This window comes from Brevundimonas sp. A19_0, from assembly GCF_017744255.1.
Taxonomy (GTDB): domain Bacteria; phylum Pseudomonadota; class Alphaproteobacteria; order Caulobacterales; family Caulobacteraceae; genus Brevundimonas.
In genome coordinates, this window is record NZ_JAGHQP010000008.1 from 1 (window position 1) to 15,029 (window position 15,029).

Sequence of the window (15,029 nt, forward strand, 5' to 3'; positions counted from 1 at the left end):
CCCGTGACCGCACCCGAGAAGTGTCCCTGGAACGCGACATGTCCGATCCGACCCCGCCCGCCCTCCGGCCTTCTGCCGACGGCCTGACCCGGCCATCGCGCCGCGGCTTGCTCGTGGGCGCCGGTCTGGCGGCTCTGGTTGCGGCCTGCGATCGCGGCAGGAAGGCCCCCGAGCCGACGCCGGAGACCCCGCCCGAGCCCGAAGGCCCCCCGGAGGGCAGCCTGGCCTGGGCGATTGCGGGCAACTGGCGCGGCGAGGAACGGGCGCGCGACGAATGGCGCCATCCGTTCGAGACCCTGCGCTTCTTTGATCTTCAGCCGAAGATGACCGTGGTCGAGTTCTGGCCCGGCAGCGGCTGGTACACCGAGATTCTGGCGCCCTATCTGGCCCGCAACGGCGGGAAATATATAGCGGTGAACTTCCAGGCGGGGCTGGGGAACGATCCGGCCCAGGCCAAGATGGTCACAGCCTATGAGCAGCGCTACCAGGCCAATCCGCGCCTGTACGGCGAGATCACCTATGCCGATTTCGGCCCGACCAGCGGCCCGGTGGCCGAGGCCAATTCGGCGGATCTGGTCCTGTTCATGAGCCGGCTGCACTCGTGGATGGCGGCCGGTATCGCCGAGAAAGCGTTTGCCGACGCCTTTTCCGTGCTGAAGCCCGGCGGGATTCTGGGCATCGAACAGCACCGGCTGTCGCCCGAGAAGGATCAGGATCCGATCGCGGCCAGCGGCTATGTGCAGGAGGCCTATGTCCGCCAGCTGGCGGCCGAGGCCGGCTTCATCTTCGTGGCCTCGTCGGAAATCAACGCGAATGAAAGGGATGATCGCGATCATCCGTTCGGCGTCGACACCCTGGCGCCGGTCCGACTGACGGCCCCGCAGGGCGAACCCCCCAACCCCGATTTCGACCGTACCGAATACGACGAGATCGGCGAGAGCGATCGCATGACGCTCAAATTCAGGAAACCCGAGTGAATCGAGTCGCTGCCTACGCTGCCAATGCCCCGCTGATGGGCGTGCCCGGGGCCTCGGCCCCGCCGCATGGCGAGGGTGAGTGGTTCCGGGGTGCCGGCGGCCTGCGGCTGCGGGCCGCCTTCTGGACGCCGTCCAGTCTGGTCGCGGCCAAACCCCGCGGCACGGTCGTGCTCAGCCCGGGCCGCACCGAGCCGATCGAGAAGTATTTCGAGGTCATCGGCAACATTCTGGCGCGCGGCTTTTGTGTGCTTGCCCACGACTGGCGGGGTCAGGGCCTGTCGGCGCGTCTGCTGCCCGACCGGCTGAAGGGGCATGCCCGCGCGGTCGAGGAGTTCCTCGACGACTATGCCCGCCTGCTCGACGCCTTTGAGGCGCGGGCGCCCAAGCCCTGGATCATGGTCGGCCATTCCATGGGCGGGGCCCTCAATCTGATGAGCCTGGAGCTGGGCGAGAGCCGGTTCTCGGGGGCGGTGCTGAGCGCCCCCATGCTCAAGATCAAGACCGGCAAGCGGTCGATGTGGTCGGTCAAGCTGGCGGTGCGCTGGAACCTGCGCCACGGCAAGGCCGGCGACTATGTGCTGGACGATCCGGACGATCCCTTCGAGCACACCTTCGAGAACGACGCCCTGACCTCGGACGAGACCCGATACGAACTGTGGCGCCAGCAGCTGTACGCCTGCCCGCATCTGGCGGTCGGGGGACCGACCTGGGGCTGGCTGGGCTTCGCGCTGGATCTGGGCGAGCGGGCGCTCAAGCCCAAGGCCCTGAAGTCCGTGCGGATTCCGGTGGCCATCGTCCAGCCGGGCGAGGACGACCGGGTCTGGAAACAGACCAACCGCTGGGCCTCCAAGCGCCTCGGCCGGGGCCGCTATGTCGAGGTGCCGGGCGCGAAGCACGAAGTGCTGATGGAGACCGACCCCCTGCGTGCCGTCTTCCTCGAGGAGTTCGACGCCATGGCCGACTATGTGTCGCCGCTGCAGGACCTGTCGCCCGTCGCGCAGACCGGGACGGAGACCGCGCCGGTTGCCGCAAGCGCCCCGGCGGAAGACCCGCTGGCCGTGCCGGACGCCCCCGATCTGGCGCCGACCGGCACCGAGCCGCGCTCCAGCTAGAGCGCCGCGTAGAGGGCGTTGATCAGGGCCGTGGCGCGGGGATCCCCGATCAGGTGGGGCGACTGACGCGTCATGACATAGGCCGCCGTCACGCCGGTCTCCGGATCGGCCAGCGCACACGACCCGCCCCAGCCGCAGTGGCCGACGGTGTCCGGGTTGGGCCCGAAGATGCCAAGCCCCTGATTGCGCGTGAAGCCCGCCGCCCAGGACATGTCGAACGGCAGCACACGATCCGGTCCGGAGATGCGTTCACGCGTCATGGCCGCGCGGGTCGCCCCGGACAGCGCCTTGCCCGCCACCCCTTCGGGCAGGGCCAGCGCCAGCATCCGCGCCAGCGCCCCGGCGGTCGCATGGATGTTGGCCGAGGGGATTTCCATGCGGCGCCAGTCGGCCGAGCCCCGCCCGGCCGGGGCCGAGCCGCGATCCAGAAAGGCCGCCGTCTTGATGGCGTCGATCGGCCCGAGGTCCGGGGCCGAGGTGGGCTTCTTCATCTGGGCCACGCGGCCGTGCTCGGCATCCGGCAGGCCCAGCCACAGGTCGAGGCCGGCCGGACCGGCAAAGTCCTCCTTGAGCGCCTGGCCCATGCTGCGGCCGTCAGCGCGGCGGAAGACCTCGCCGGCCAGATAGCCGATGGTGATGGGGTGATAGCCCGAGGCCGTACCCGGTTCCCACAGGGGCGCCTGCTGGCACAGGGCCTCCAGCACCTTTTCCGGTTCGAACCAGACGGTCGGGTCGATGGCGGGCGAGAAGCCGGACAGGCCTGCCTGATGGCTCATCAGCTGGCCGAGGGTGATGGCGGACTTGCCGGCCTGACCGAAGTCGGGCCAGACCTCGGCCACCGGCGCCTCGTAGTCCAGCAGGCCGCGCTCGACGGCCCAGCCGATCATCAGCGCCATGACGGCCTTGCCGGTCGAGAACACGGGGACGAGGGTGTCGTCGGCAAAGGGGCGGGTGCGCGCCGTATCGGCATGGCCGGCCCAGAGGTCCAGAAGGACCTCTCCCCCCTGACAGACGGTGAAGCGGGCGCCGATTTCGTCGAGGCCCTCGGGTCCGTCGGTAAAGTTGCGCCGGAAGGCGGCCTTCACCCCGTCAAAGCGGGCGGGGCAGGTGCCGTGGATGTCAGGAGCGTCGGTCATGGTGCCTCCCTAGCGGGCACAGCTCCGGCGATCCAGCCCAGGACGCCGTCCGCGGCGACCACACCCGAGGCCATGACGGCCTGCAGCAGATAGCCGCCGGTCGGGGCCTCCCAATCCAGCAGCTCGCCCGCCACGAACAGGCCCGGGTGGCCCTCGACCATCAGCGCCGGTGTCAGGGCCGCAGGATCGATCCCGCCCGCGCTGGAAATCGCCCGCTCCAGCCCCTGCAGCCGGGTGACGGTCAGGGGGATGGCTTTCAGCCGTGCCGCGAGGGCGAGGTCATCGGCGTCGGGTGGCAGGGGCGGCGCCTCGCGCAGCAGACCCGCCTCGACCGGCCTGAGCCTTGCGGCCCGGCGCAGGCGATTGGCCCGCGACTGGCTGGACGGCACCCGCGCCAGACGGGCCGCGAGGCTCTCGACCGTCTCGGACGGGCGAAGGTCGATGTGGAGCGTGGCGCGACCGTCCCGGTCCAGCGCCCGGCGAAGATCGGGGCCGAGGGCATAGACGGCGCCACCTTCAAGCCCCTCTCGCGTCACCATGGCCTCGCCGCGGACCGTGCGATCCCCGACCGTCAGGGCCACGGCCTTGAGGGGCTGACCGGCATGGCGGGCGGAAAAATCCGGGGACCATTCCAGCACCGTGCCGACATTGGCGGGACGGAACGGGCGGGCGGCGATCCCCTGTCCGGCCAGCAGGTCCAGGGCCTGTCCGTCAGAGCCCAGCCGGGGCCAGCTGGCGCCGCCGGTGGCGACGATAATGGCGCGGGCGGGCACGGGTCGACGTCCGATCTCGCCCTCGAACACCGGCTGGCCGGCCTCGAAGCCGGTCCAACGCGAGCCGGTGTGAAGCGACACGCCCTGATCCCGAAGACGCTGCAACCAGGCCCTGAGCAGGGGCGACGCCTTCATGGCCCGGGGGAAGACGCGACCGCTGGAGCCGACGAAGGTCCCGGCGCCCAGACCGTCGGCCCAGTCGCGCAAGGCCTGCGTATCGAAACGGCCCAGCCAGTCCCTCACCTGGGAGGCCCGGTCGCCGTACCGGGCGGGGAACCGGTCCAGCGGCTCGCTGTGGGTCAGATTGAGGCCGCCACGTCCCGCCATCAGGAATTTGCGCGCCGGCGAGGGCATGCGCTCATGGACCGCGACCGCCAGACCCGCCGCCGACAGGCGCTCGGCCGCCATCAGGCCGGCCGGACCCGCGCCGATGACGACGACGAGGCCCGCGGGGTCAGGCTGGAAAGGCGGCGGTGCGGTCATGAAGGGGTGTCTAGAGCAACCGTCCGGGTCGGGCGAGAATACACCGTCTGAATCGTCTGAATGGTCTGAAATCGACTTGTTCATCACCTCCCCGCTTGCGGGGAGGTGGCGCGGCGCGCCAGCGCCGTGACGGAGGGGGCGGAGGTGCGGGTGAGGATTGTGCGCGCTCCTGTGTTCTGACGGCGGCGCTGCCCCCTCCACCCTGCTTCGCCAAGGCTTCGCAGGGTCCCCCTCCCCCGGTGGGGGAGGAATAGTCGCGGATGTGCGGAAGCGCCCGTCCGTGTTGGCGGCGGGTTGGAGGGCAGGCGGAGCGCCGGGCCTTCGCCCGGATGAGAACAAGAAATACCGTTTCGACGAAGTCTGACGCTCCGCGCGGTGGTTTTCCGGAAGCTTGCGTCGGGTGGCGGTGTTATCGCCTTACCGCAGCGCCTCCGGCGGGCGGGCTGGACCTGCGTTCAGTCCCGGAACGGCCGAGTATCCCCCTCGACCCTTGCCCTCATCACGCACCCGGAGGCGGTGATCGAGGGTGTTTGAAATGGCCTACCGCTCGCGACGCGGTGGCTCGCTGCTTGAGGCCCCTCCAACCCCGCTCCATCGCTCCCGCCGCTCACAAGGTCGCAGGCCTTACGAGCCCTCCGTGCGACAGGACCCGGGGAGGTTCGCACAGGCCCGGGGTGGGGCGAGGAAGTCGGGACGGGAAACGGTGGGAGTTTTGAAAAAACGGGAAAATTTCCGCACGGCCATGATGGCCGAGGCGTTTGACCCAGCGGTCCTTCTCCCCTTGCGGGAGAAGGTGGCAGGCGAAGCCTGACGGATGAGGGGTCTCTCAGTCGGGTGACGAGCGGTCGGCTTCAGTCGGCTCGATGGCCTTCCGATCTCGGCGCGACCCCTCATCCGCCCCCTTCTCAGGGGGCACCTTCTCCCACAAGGGGAGAAGGAGGGAGTATACCGGCGGCTCAGTCGTCGGAGGACGGCTCGTCCGCCTCGTCTTCCATGGAATCCATGGCCTGACCGAGGGCGTAGTCGGCCATCAGGCCATAGGTGGCCTGATGTTCGGGGTCGTCGCTGGCCCAGGCGCCATTGGTCATCATGCCGTTGCCGACGGCGACCGCCTCGGCAATGCCCATGCCGCCGGCCAGATCGGCCTCGGCCAGCGCTTCGGCGACCACCGCCTCGACGTCGACCTCGGCGAGGGCGTCGGCCACGATGTCGGGGATGGCGACCGCGACCGACTGGGTGAAGGCCATCACGTCCGGCTGGTACTCGGCCCACAGCCCCATGATGGCCGCCTCCTTCTGGCGGTCGGTCAGGGTGTCGTCCTCTTCGATGGCCTCGGCCCGCTCGGCGAATTCGTCCATGCGGACCTCGAACGCTTCGGCGGCCGCATCGAGGGCGGCCTCGGCGGCGTCGGGATCAGAAGACTGGGCAAAGGCGGCCGAGACCGGCAGCAGGGCCAGGGCGGCGGCGAGGGACAGGGCGCGGATCATGGTCGATCTCCCGGAAGGAACGGAGGGAGGGGGTTATTCCCCCTCGCCTCCCATTTCGGCGGCGATTTCGCCGGACAGCAGCCCCTGGACCAGCATGTCGGAGAACATGCCCTCGATCATGGCGGCGGCCATTTCAGCGTCTTCGGCCGTGCCGCCCTCGTCCAGGGTCTGCTGGCGAACAAAGCCGCTCAGCAGGGTGACGAACTTGTCGATCTCGGGTTGTTTGCGGTCGATGGCCGCCTGCATGCGGGCCTGACGGTCCTCTTCGCTGAGGCTGCTGTCGGCACGGATCGTCTCGACCTCGGCGACCAGGGCTTCGAGCGTGACTTCAAAGGCCTCTGCCGCGGCCTCGACATCGGCCTCGGTGATCGGGTCCTGGGCGACGACGGCAGCGGCGACCGGCGCGGCCGAGGCCGGCAGGGCGAAAGCAGAAAGCCCGAGGGCGGAGACGGCAACGGCGGACAGGATCAGGCGACGCATGGGGAGAGCCTCTGGGCTTGAAAGAAGGTTGCCCAAACCTCTGCCCAACACCGCGCTCCTTCAAGTGAAATCGCGGTAAGGCTGCGCCCCGCCCCGACTCAAACCCGATTCAGACCGGAATCCAGGCCGGAATTCAGGCCCCGCCCGTCCGGCGATTGCGGCGCTCCAGCACCCGCAGGCGCAGGGCGTTCAGCTTGATGAAGCCCGCCGCGTCGCGGTGATCATAGGCCTGGACGCCCTCCTCGAAGGTCACCAGATCCTGATCGTAAAGGCTGAACGGGCTCTCGCGGCCGATGACGGTGGCATTGCCCTTGTACAGCTTGACCCGGACGGTGCCGGTGACCTGTTCCTGGCTCTTGTCGATGGCCGCCTGCAGCATCTCGCGCTCGGGCGCGAACCAGAAGCCGTTGTAGATCATCTGGGCATAGCGGACGGCCAGCTCGTCCTTCAGATGCATGGCCCCGCGGTCGAGCGTGATGGACTCGATCCCGCGGTGGGCGGCCAGCAGGATGGTGCCGCCCGGCGTTTCATAGATGCCGCGCGACTTCATGCCGACGAACCGGCCCTCGACCAGATCCAGACGGCCGATGCCGTTGTCGCGGCCCAGATCGTTCAGGCGGGCCAGCAGGGTGGCGGGCGACAGGGACTCGCCGTCGATCGAGACTGCGTCGCCGCGTTCGAAGCCGATGGTGATGACGGTCGGCTGATCTGGCGCATCCTCGGGCGAGATGGTGCGCTGATAGACGAATTCGGGCGCCTCGACCGCCGGATCTTCCAGCACCTTGCCCTCGGACGAGCTGTGCAGAAGGTTGGCGTCGACCGAGAAGGGCGCCTCGCCGCGCTTGTCCTTGGCGATCGGGATCTGATGCTTTTCGGCAAAGTCGAGCAGGGCCTCGCGGGACTTGAAGTCCCACTCCCGCCAGGGGGCGATCACGCGGATATCGGGCTCCAGCGCATAATAGCCCAGCTCGAAGCGGACCTGGTCATTGCCCTTGCCGGTGGCGCCGTGACAGACGGCGTCGGCGCCGACCTGACGGGCGATCTCGATCTGGCGCTTGGCGATCAGCGGCCGGGCAATCGAGGTGCCCAGCAGATACTGGCCTTCATAGAGGGCGTTGGCGCGGAACATGGGGAAGACGAAGTCCCGGACGAACTCCTCGCGCAGATCGTCGATGAAGATGTTTTCGGGCTTGATGCCCATGCGCAGGGCCTTCTCCCGCGCGGGCTCGAGTTCCTCGCCCTGGCCCAGGTCGGCGGTGAAGGTGACCACCTCGGCGCCGTATTCGGTCTGCAGCCACTTCAGGATGATCGAGGTGTCGAGCCCGCCGGAATAGGCGAGGACGACCTTTTTGGGCTTGGGCTCGGACATGGGGCTATCTCGAAACAGGGGTCAGGCGGCGGGGGAGGGGCCGCGTGGAAAAACGCTGGCCGCGCTTAAAGAACCAGATGACCGTCAGTGCAAGCCCTGCCGGAATGCCGGCGGTCAGCCCCAGGGGCCGCGGGCCGGTGCGCGGGTCGGCGTGGCAGGCACGGTCGTGCCGGAAGCCGGGGCCGCGAAGACCTCGGCCCGGCGCGGCCTCGCCCCCATGGAGCTCGCCAGCGCCATCAGGGCCTTGACCCGGTTGCCGGTGGCCGGGTGGGTCGAGAACAGGCTGTCGGCGCCCTTGCCCGCCAGCGGGTTGATGATGAACAGCTGACCCGAGGCCGGATTGCGCTCGGCCACCGGATTGTGGATGCGCCGGGCGTGGGCCTCGATCTTCTGCAGGGCCGAGGCCAGGGCGTGGGGATCGCCGGCGATGTCGGCGCCCACGCGGTCGGCCTCATATTCGCGGGCACGGCTGATCGCCATCTGCACCAGACCGGCGGCCAGCGGCGCCAGCAGCATCAGGGCCAGGGTGCCGATCAACCCGCCGGGGCGCTCGCGGTCACCGCCGAAGAACAGGGCGAAATTGGCCAGCGCCGAGATCGCCCCGGCCACGGTGGCGGTGACCGTCATGGTCAGGGTGTCGCGGTTCTTCACATGGGCCAGTTCGTGCGCCATCACGCCGCGCACCTCGTCGCGCGTCAGCAGGTCGAGCAGGCCCGAGGTGGCACAGACGGCGGCATTCTCCGGATTGCGGCCGGTGGCAAAGGCATTGGGCTGGTCGTTCGGAATGATGGCCACCACCGGCCGGGGCAGGCCGGCGGCCTCGGCCATGGCCAGAACATCCGCCACATAGGCGCGCACCACCGCATTGGGATGATGCTCGTCGACCGGCTGGGCCCGGTACATGCGCATGACGATCTTGTCGGCGTTCCAGTAGCTGAACAGGTTGAGCGCCGCCGCGAGGACCAGGGCGATGACCATGCCGGTCACGCCGCCGATCAGATAGCCGATGCCGACGAACAGGGCGGCGAGGGCCGCCAGCAGGATGAAGGTCTTGGCGTGGTTCATCACCGGAGGAAGACTCTGACAGTTGCCGGACGAGGAGGCGGGCTGGTCGGGTCGCGACCGTCTTCCTATGTGTCTCCGGGCCCGAGATGCCTCAAGAGGACACGCCTGTGACCGAATCGCCCACCCCGCCGGCCGAAGCCCCGCAGCACAACGCCGACGTGCCGGGTGCGACACCGGACCGCCCCCTGAGCGAGGTCGAACGGCGCGCCCTCAAGGAAGCCGCCGCCCGCCGCGCGGCCAGCGAGGCCGCCGAGGCCACGGAGGAGATCGGCGGACCGCGCGGGCCCGAGCCGACCCGCTATGGTGACTGGGAGCGCAAGGGTCTGGCCGTCGACTTCTGAGGGAATCCGTCGCCTCGCGGGGGAATACCGAACGATCCGGCCCATATGGCGTTAACCTTTTCAGCGAAACCCGCCGCTCCGGCGATCTCGAGGACAAGGCGATGTCGATTTCCCCTTCCCGCCCCGGCCTGCGTCTGGCCTGTGGCCTCGCGGCCCTGACGGCGTGTGCGACGCTGGCCGCCCCGACCGTGGCCCAGACCTGGGGCGGTGACGCCTATGGCCAGAGCTACAGCCGCAGCTATTCGCAGAACAGCTACTCCCAGAGCCGCTATTCACAGGGTTACGCCCGCAGCGAGGGCCGGGTGGTGATCGCCTATGATGCCCCCTCGCCTTACGACTACGGCTACAGCTATGGCCGGTCCGGGGTCAGCGGGCCCGTCTATGAGGGCGAGACGCGCGTCTATGCCGCGACGGGTGCCGCCGCGACCGGGCGTTCCGGCTACGGCTATGACGACCGCTATGGCTATGACCACGGCGGACGCGGTGAGGTCTGGTACCAGCCGCCGCGCCAGCATGACCGCTATGCCTGGCGCGATCGCAGGCGCCATGACGGATACGGCGACCGCCATGACCGCGGCTACGACCGGGGCGGGCGCTATGGCTACAGCGTCTATCAGGGCTACCGCGACGAATACGGCTATCAGGACGACCGGCCGCGCTCGGCCCGGCACCGGGGTTATGAGCGCCGCGACCACCGGTACGATCGCCGCCGTCACGATTGCGGCTGTGCGGACGTCTATCTCTACGACCGCTAGGCGATCTCGAGCATCTCGGAGGCGATCCGGGCGGCGGCCATGGCCGGACTGTCGGCTGCGACCACCGGACGGGCCACCACAAGATGGCTGGCCCCGGCCCTGAGGGCCTCGGCAGGCGTGGCGACGCGCTGCTGATCGCCCTTGTCCGCGCCTGCGGGGCGCACACCGGGGGTCACCACCAAGAATTCATCCCGGCCCGCCGCGCGGGCCAGTTCGCGGACGCGCGCCGCTTCCAGCGGGCTGGCAACCACGCCGTCCATGCCGATGTCGAGCGCCTGCTGCACCCGCTGTTCGACCAGTTCCGAGGCCGTGCGGCCATAGCCGATCTCGACCAGATCGGCGTCCGACAGGCTGGTCATGACGGTCACGGCCAGCAGGCGGGTGTCGGACCCTGCGGAATCGCGGCCCCGGATCGCCGCCTTCATCACCTGCGGCTCGGCATGGACGGTCAGCAGGTCGCAGCCGCCCTCGGCCACCGCGCGGGCCGCGCCCTCCACCTGGGCGCCGATGTCGTGCAGTTTCCAGTCCTGAAAGACCATCTTGCCCCGGGCGCGCAGTTTGTGGGCGAAGGCCACGCCGCCCGGCCGGGCCAGCAGGGTCAGGCCGACCTTGTAGGCCAGAACCCCGTCGGCGATCCGCTCCACCAGCGCCTCGGCCGCCTCGATCGAGGGCAGATCCAGGCCGACGATCAGGCGCGGATCAGCCAGAACAGGAGAGGTCATCGACGGCATCCTTGCAAGCGGCTATGGGTGGTCGCGGACGCGCCGGGGCGCGCGGCACCATCACCATACGGGTCTGAAACAGGGGGCATTCAGTCATGGGCGCGGTCGATCTTGGCGTCAACCTGTTCGTGGCCCTGTTCGCCCTGGTCGATCCGATCGGCAACATCCCGATTTTCGCCGCCGCCACGGCGGGCGCGACGCTCAGCCAGCGGATGTCGGTGTCGGCCCTCATCTGCCTGTTCATCGTCGCCTTTCTGGTCTTCTTCTTCTTCACCGGTTTGGCGCTGCTGGAGTTCTTCGGCATTTCGCTGGCCGCCTTCCGCATCGCGGGCGGCATCCTGCTGCTGCTGCTGGGTCTGGACATGGCCCGCGAGGACTTCCTCAAGATCTTTGCCGACGCCGACGCCCAGTCGGATCTGGCCGATGTGCGGGGCTATGCGCGGCGGCGCTTCCAGCGGCTGATCGTGCCGTTCGCCATGCCGCTGCTGATCGGGCCGGGTGCCATCTCGACCATCATCATCCAGGCGGGCGAAGCGACCAAGATCGGACCCGCCGGCCAGGCCGCAGGCCTTGTCGCCATCGCCGGCGCCGGCATCGCGACCTTCGTCTGCTTTGCCATGACGGGACCCATCAGCCGCCTGCTGGGCGAGGTGGGCATGGCGATCGTGGTGCGGGTGCTGGGCCTGATCCTGTGCGCTCTGGCCATCCAGTTCATTCTGGCGGGCCTCGGCGAGGCCATCCCCGGCATGTTCTCGGGCGATGTCACCACGCCCTATCCGTCAGGCGGCCACTAGACCGAAATCGGTTGGGTTGGACGCATGTCCGACCGGGCTCAGATTTCGGTCCAGTATTACTCTGGAGCCTGATTCACGGCATCGGCGGAACCGCGAGGCGGTTCCGCCTCAACCGATCAGGCTCTAGATCCGTTTCAGCCGTTTCGCGTGGCCGCCGACCATGGACAGGGCCATGCGGTCGGGCAGATGTTTGGCCAGGCCGGCCATGAGGTTGTTCATGATCCCCGGCGTGACCTGCGGGCGGTTGGCCTCGCAGGCCTGCCAGCCGACGCGGGCCACATGGTCGGCCGTCTGCCACATCCAGGCGGGATAGGCCGAGGAGACCTCCTCGCGGGTGCCGTTCACATCGTGGAATTCGGTCAGGGTGTAGCCAGGACAGAGGGCGGTCACGTGCACGCCCGTGCCCTGCATCTCCAGCCACAGCCCCTGTGAGGCCTTGATCAGGAAGCTCTTGATCGGCCCGTAGAGGGTGTCGCCGCCGGTCGCGGGCATCCGCCCGGCCAGCGAGGCGACGTTCAGCACCCGGCCAAAGCCACGCTCGACCATGCCCGGCACCAGCGCGCGGCTGAGCGCCACCGGCGCGGTCAGCATCACCCGGATCATGGCCTGCTGGGCGTCGGGATCGGTATGCAGAAACCCCTCGGTGCGGCTGAAGCCGGCATTGTTGATCAGGCCATCGACCGTGAGCCCCAGGTCCGCGATCCGGTCGACGAGATCGGTCACCGCGCCGTCCCCGGCCAGATCGGCGAGGAGCACCCGGGCGTCGCAGCCGGTTGCCGCCGCCAGATCGGCCGCCAGCGCATCCATGGGGGCCTGTCGCCGTGCGGTCAGGATCAGGTCCCAGCCCTCACGCGCATAGACGGTGGCGAGCGCCCGGCCGATGCCGGCCGAGGCGCCGGTGACCAGCACCCGCCGCCGGGTCATGCGCCGGTCGCGGCCGGCAGGGCGAAACCGGCCAGCGAGGGCGGATTGTCCGCCAGCAGGTCAGCGATGGTGATGCGCGACAGGGCGGCGCCCGCCGCCTGATCCGCCGCGATCAGTGCCCGGGCCACCTGACGGGGAATGTGTTCGCCGACCGGGCATCCCTTGGCCCCGGCGGGCGGTGAGCCGAGATGGGCGCAGCCATGGACGGCCTTCAGCACCTCGTCCAGCCGGATGGTTTCGGGCTTGCGCACCAGCCAGGCGCCGCCACTGGCGCCCGAGCGGGTTTCGATCAGGCCGGCCCGGGCGAGCATGCCGGTGACGCGGCGGATCACCACCGGATTGGTCGGCACCGAGGCGGCCAGGATCGCGCTGGGCACCGCCTGGGCAGGACCATAGGCGCCCTTGTGGGCCAGATAGGCCAGGGCGTGGGCCGCGACGGGGAATCTTTGACTGTCGGACATGAGGTTCGGGTTCCGTATCCGGATTTAGGCGTTTGTCGGAGGAATCACAAACCATGGCGGCAGGGGCCGTCCCGGGAGGCACGATTGAACCGTCCGTCGAAAGGGTCTAAAGCCCCGCGGCTTCACGGAAGGGACCGTCCTCCCACGGCTCCCGGAGACCTGGCATGATCGGGGATACCCCCAGGGCCGATGCCGCCGCGTCCAGCGAGGCAGCAGGCTCCACAGCGTCAGACGCCTGCCCGCCCGGAACCTCGCCGGGCGACGGGCACGCAGGTCACGGACTCTCGGGCAAGGGCAAGCTGGGCCTTATGATCGGCGCCATCGGCGTCGTGTTCGGCGATATCGGCACCAGCCCGCTCTACGCCATGCGTGAGGCCCTGCATCACAGCCGCTCGGGCGGTGCCGCCGAGCTGGCGGTGCTGGGCGTCGTCTCGCTGGTCTTCTGGGCCCTGATCCTGGTCGTGACGTTGAAGTACGTCGTCTTCCTGATGCGGGCGGACAACAAGGGCGAAGGCGGGACCCTGTCGCTGATGGCGCTGGCCCAGCATGCCATCGGCAAGCGCTCGGCCGTGGTCTTCCTGCTGGGCGTCTGCGGCGCCGCGCTCTTCTATGGCGACGGGGTGATCACCCCGGCGATTTCGGTGGTGTCCGCCATCGAGGGCCTGCGCGACGCGCCGGGCATGGGCGATACCTTTGCGCCGTTCGTGGTGCCGATCGCGGCCGGCATCCTGATTGCCCTGTTCATGATCCAGTCGCGCGGCACGGCCAGCGTGGCAAAGTTCTTCGGACCGCTGACTCTGGTCTGGTTCCTGATCCTGGCGGGGCTGGGCCTCTATCACATCTTCGACGACCTTTCGATCCTGCGGGCCCTGTCGCCGCACTATGGCGTGATCTTCCTGATCGATAACGGCTTTCTGGGCTTTGTCATCCTCGGCAGCGTCTTCCTGGCCGTGACCGGGGCCGAGGCCCTCTATGCCGACATGGGCCATTTCGGAAAGTCGCCCATCCGGGCGGGCTGGCTGTGGGTGGTGCTGCCGTGCCTGACGCTCAACTATCTGGGCCAGGGCGGACTGGTACTGTCGAACCGGGCGGCCGCCGAGAACCCGTTCTGGATGATGGTACCGGAAATGGCCTACTGGCCCGTGCTGGTCATGGCGACCATCGCCACCATCATCGCCAGTCAGGCGGTAATCACCGGCGCCTTCTCGGTCACCCAACAGGCGGTCCAGCTGGGCCTGCTGCCGCGCATCGACATCCGCAACACCTCCGAGAGCCAGGCCGGCCAGATCTATGTGCCGGCGATCAACATGCTTCTGATGGTGGGGGTTCTGGCCCTGCTGGTGACCTTCCAGACCTCGACCAGTCTGGCCGCGGCCTACGGGATCGCGGTGACCGGCTCGATGTTCGTCGACAGCCTGCTGGCCTGGTTCGTCGTGCGCCACCTGTGGAAGTGGAAGCTGCCGCTCAGCCTCCTGGTCATCACGCCCTTCCTGGCGCTGGATGTGATCTTCCTGACCTCGAACATGCTGAAAATCCCGCAGGGGGCGTGGTTCCCGCTGGTGCTGGGCGGTGGTCTGCTGCTGCTGATGTGGACCTGGGTGCGCGGCACCCAGATCCTGACGGCCAAGACGCGCCGCGACAGCCTGCCGCTGTCGGACCTGATCGACATGTTGTCGGCCCGTCCGCCGCATCGCACGCCCGGCACGGCCATCTTCCTGACCTCGGACCCCGAGGTCGCGCCCGTAGCCCTGATGCACAATCTCAAGCACAACAAGGTGCTGCACGAGAAGAACATCATCCTGACCGTACGCACGGCCCAGCGCCCCCGCGTACCGACGGCCGACCGGGTGACGATCGAGCCGATCAACGGCGACTTCAAGCGGGTCATCCTGTCGTTCGGCTTCATGGAGCGGCCCAATGTGCCCAAGGCGCTCGGCCTGTGCCGCAAGCAGGGGCTGAAGTTCGACATCATGTCGACCAGCTTCTTCCTCGGCCGTCGCTCGGTGGTCGCCTCGGCCACCCAGGGCATGCCCCTGTGGCAGGATCGGCTGTTCATCTTCCTGCTGCGGAATGCGGCCAACCCGACCGACTTCTTCCACATCCCGCCCGGCCGCGTGGTCGAGCTGGGCACCCAGGTGTCGGTCTGACGC

At 68.9% G+C, this 15,029-nt stretch carries 15 protein-coding genes; 6 read left to right on the top strand and 9 right to left on the bottom strand.

Annotated elements, in window-relative coordinates:
* Positions 1 to 38 precede the first annotated feature (38 nt).
* The gene (locus tag J7346_RS08890; protein ID WP_348521486.1) at positions 39 to 977 is read left to right on the top strand and encodes a methyltransferase; all 939 of its coding nucleotides are present in this window, start codon (positions 39 to 41) and stop codon (positions 975 to 977) included.
* On the top strand, positions 974 to 2,089 hold the full coding sequence (locus J7346_RS08895) for an alpha/beta hydrolase (RefSeq protein WP_209119562.1): 1,116 nt from the start codon (positions 974 to 976) through the stop codon (positions 2,087 to 2,089). Before J7346_RS08890 ends, J7346_RS08895 begins: the two co-directional genes overlap by 4 nt.
* Here the strand turns inward: J7346_RS08895 and J7346_RS08900 are convergent.
* The 6 genes from J7346_RS08900 to htpX all read right to left on the bottom strand — a co-directional run bounded on the left by J7346_RS08900 (position 2,086) and on the right by htpX (position 8,882).
* The gene (locus J7346_RS08900) at positions 2,086 to 3,225 is read right to left on the bottom strand and encodes a serine hydrolase domain-containing protein (RefSeq protein ID WP_209119563.1); all 1,140 of its coding nucleotides are present in this window, start codon (positions 3,223 to 3,225) and stop codon (positions 2,086 to 2,088) included. The genes J7346_RS08895 and J7346_RS08900 overlap by 4 nt on opposite strands.
* Positions 3,222 to 4,481: a TIGR03862 family flavoprotein gene (locus J7346_RS08905; protein WP_209119564.1), complete on the bottom strand. Its 1,260-nt coding sequence runs from the start codon at positions 4,479 to 4,481 to the stop codon at positions 3,222 to 3,224. Before J7346_RS08905 ends, J7346_RS08900 begins: the two co-directional genes overlap by 4 nt.
* A 956-nt stretch (positions 4,482 to 5,437) precedes the next feature.
* The gene (locus J7346_RS08910; RefSeq protein ID WP_209119565.1) at positions 5,438 to 5,968 is read right to left on the bottom strand and encodes a hypothetical protein; all 531 of its coding nucleotides are present in this window, start codon (positions 5,966 to 5,968) and stop codon (positions 5,438 to 5,440) included.
* A 33-nt stretch (positions 5,969 to 6,001) separates the two neighbouring features.
* Complete coding sequence (locus J7346_RS08915; protein ID WP_209119566.1) at positions 6,002 to 6,448, bottom strand: hypothetical protein; 447 nt, start codon at positions 6,446 to 6,448, stop codon at positions 6,002 to 6,004.
* Between the two features lie 133 nt (positions 6,449 to 6,581).
* Positions 6,582 to 7,817 carry an argininosuccinate synthase gene (locus J7346_RS08920; protein WP_209119567.1) on the bottom strand — a complete coding sequence of 412 codons (1,236 nt, stop codon included), beginning with the start codon at positions 7,815 to 7,817 and terminating at the stop codon, positions 6,582 to 6,584.
* 114 nt (positions 7,818 to 7,931) lie between these two features.
* Positions 7,932 to 8,882, bottom strand: coding sequence for a zinc metalloprotease HtpX (htpX, locus tag J7346_RS08925; protein ID WP_209119568.1), 951 nt, complete (start codon positions 8,880 to 8,882; stop codon positions 7,932 to 7,934).
* A gap of 107 nt (positions 8,883 to 8,989) precedes the next feature.
* Here htpX and J7346_RS08930 point away from each other — a divergent pair, with 107 nt between their 5' ends.
* Positions 8,990 to 9,223 (top strand): DUF1674 domain-containing protein, encoded by a 234-nt coding sequence (locus tag J7346_RS08930; RefSeq protein ID WP_348521482.1) that lies wholly within the window; start codon positions 8,990 to 8,992, stop codon positions 9,221 to 9,223.
* A gap of 101 nt (positions 9,224 to 9,324) precedes the next feature.
* Positions 9,325 to 9,978 carry a hypothetical protein gene (locus J7346_RS08935; RefSeq protein WP_209119570.1) on the top strand — a complete coding sequence of 218 codons (654 nt, stop codon included), beginning with the start codon at positions 9,325 to 9,327 and terminating at the stop codon, positions 9,976 to 9,978.
* Here the strand turns inward: J7346_RS08935 and pyrF are convergent.
* Positions 9,975 to 10,700 (bottom strand): orotidine-5'-phosphate decarboxylase, encoded by a 726-nt coding sequence (gene pyrF / locus J7346_RS08940; RefSeq protein WP_209119571.1) that lies wholly within the window; start codon positions 10,698 to 10,700, stop codon positions 9,975 to 9,977. The two genes, J7346_RS08935 and pyrF, sit on opposite strands and share 4 nt — an antisense overlap.
* Positions 10,701 to 10,795: 95 nt before the next feature.
* On the opposite strand from pyrF, the gene J7346_RS08945 reads away from it, so the two are divergent.
* Positions 10,796 to 11,494, top strand: a complete 699-nt coding sequence (locus J7346_RS08945; RefSeq protein WP_209119572.1) for a MarC family protein — start codon at positions 10,796 to 10,798, stop codon at positions 11,492 to 11,494.
* 123 nt (positions 11,495 to 11,617) lie between these two features.
* On the opposite strand, the gene J7346_RS08950 is transcribed toward J7346_RS08945, so the two are convergent.
* Both J7346_RS08950 and J7346_RS08955 read right to left on the bottom strand, forming a co-directional pair.
* On the bottom strand, positions 11,618 to 12,418 hold the full coding sequence (locus J7346_RS08950; protein ID WP_209119573.1) for an SDR family oxidoreductase: 801 nt from the start codon (positions 12,416 to 12,418) through the stop codon (positions 11,618 to 11,620).
* Positions 12,415 to 12,879 carry an Rrf2 family transcriptional regulator gene (locus J7346_RS08955; protein WP_209119574.1) on the bottom strand — a complete coding sequence of 155 codons (465 nt, stop codon included), beginning with the start codon at positions 12,877 to 12,879 and terminating at the stop codon, positions 12,415 to 12,417. Before J7346_RS08955 ends, J7346_RS08950 begins: the two co-directional genes overlap by 4 nt.
* Positions 12,880 to 13,043: 164 nt before the next feature.
* Here J7346_RS08955 and J7346_RS08960 point away from each other — a divergent pair, with 164 nt between their 5' ends.
* Positions 13,044 to 15,026, top strand: coding sequence for a potassium transporter Kup (locus J7346_RS08960; RefSeq protein ID WP_209119575.1), 1,983 nt, complete (start codon positions 13,044 to 13,046; stop codon positions 15,024 to 15,026).
* Positions 15,027 to 15,029 lie beyond the last annotated feature (3 nt).

What these genes read in the sequence shown, in the direction of transcription:
- J7346_RS08890 (WP_348521486.1), top strand. Translation starts at nt 39, where the DNA reads ATGTCCGATCCGACCCCGCCCGCCCTCCGGCCTTCTGCCGACGGCCTG.
- J7346_RS08900 (WP_209119563.1), bottom strand. Translation starts at nt 3,225, where the DNA reads ATGACCGACGCTCCTGACATCCACGGCACCTGCCCCGCCCGCTTTGAC.
- J7346_RS08905 (WP_209119564.1), bottom strand. Translation starts at nt 4,481, where the DNA reads ATGACCGCACCGCCGCCTTTCCAGCCTGACCCCGCGGGCCTCGTCGTC.
- J7346_RS08910 (WP_209119565.1), bottom strand. Translation starts at nt 5,968, where the DNA reads ATGATCCGCGCCCTGTCCCTCGCCGCCGCCCTGGCCCTGCTGCCGGTC.
- J7346_RS08915 (WP_209119566.1), bottom strand. Translation starts at nt 6,448, where the DNA reads ATGCGTCGCCTGATCCTGTCCGCCGTTGCCGTCTCCGCCCTCGGGCTT.
- J7346_RS08920 (WP_209119567.1), bottom strand. Translation starts at nt 7,817, where the DNA reads ATGTCCGAGCCCAAGCCCAAAAAGGTCGTCCTCGCCTATTCCGGCGGG.
- htpX (WP_209119568.1), bottom strand. Translation starts at nt 8,882, where the DNA reads ATGAACCACGCCAAGACCTTCATCCTGCTGGCGGCCCTCGCCGCCCTG.
- J7346_RS08935 (WP_209119570.1), top strand. Translation starts at nt 9,325, where the DNA reads ATGTCGATTTCCCCTTCCCGCCCCGGCCTGCGTCTGGCCTGTGGCCTC.
- pyrF (WP_209119571.1), bottom strand. Translation starts at nt 10,700, where the DNA reads ATGACCTCTCCTGTTCTGGCTGATCCGCGCCTGATCGTCGGCCTGGAT.
- J7346_RS08945 (WP_209119572.1), top strand. Translation starts at nt 10,796, where the DNA reads ATGGGCGCGGTCGATCTTGGCGTCAACCTGTTCGTGGCCCTGTTCGCC.
- J7346_RS08950 (WP_209119573.1), bottom strand. Translation starts at nt 12,418, where the DNA reads ATGACCCGGCGGCGGGTGCTGGTCACCGGCGCCTCGGCCGGCATCGGC.
- J7346_RS08955 (WP_209119574.1), bottom strand. Translation starts at nt 12,879, where the DNA reads ATGTCCGACAGTCAAAGATTCCCCGTCGCGGCCCACGCCCTGGCCTAT.
- J7346_RS08960 (WP_209119575.1), top strand. Translation starts at nt 13,044, where the DNA reads ATGATCGGGGATACCCCCAGGGCCGATGCCGCCGCGTCCAGCGAGGCA.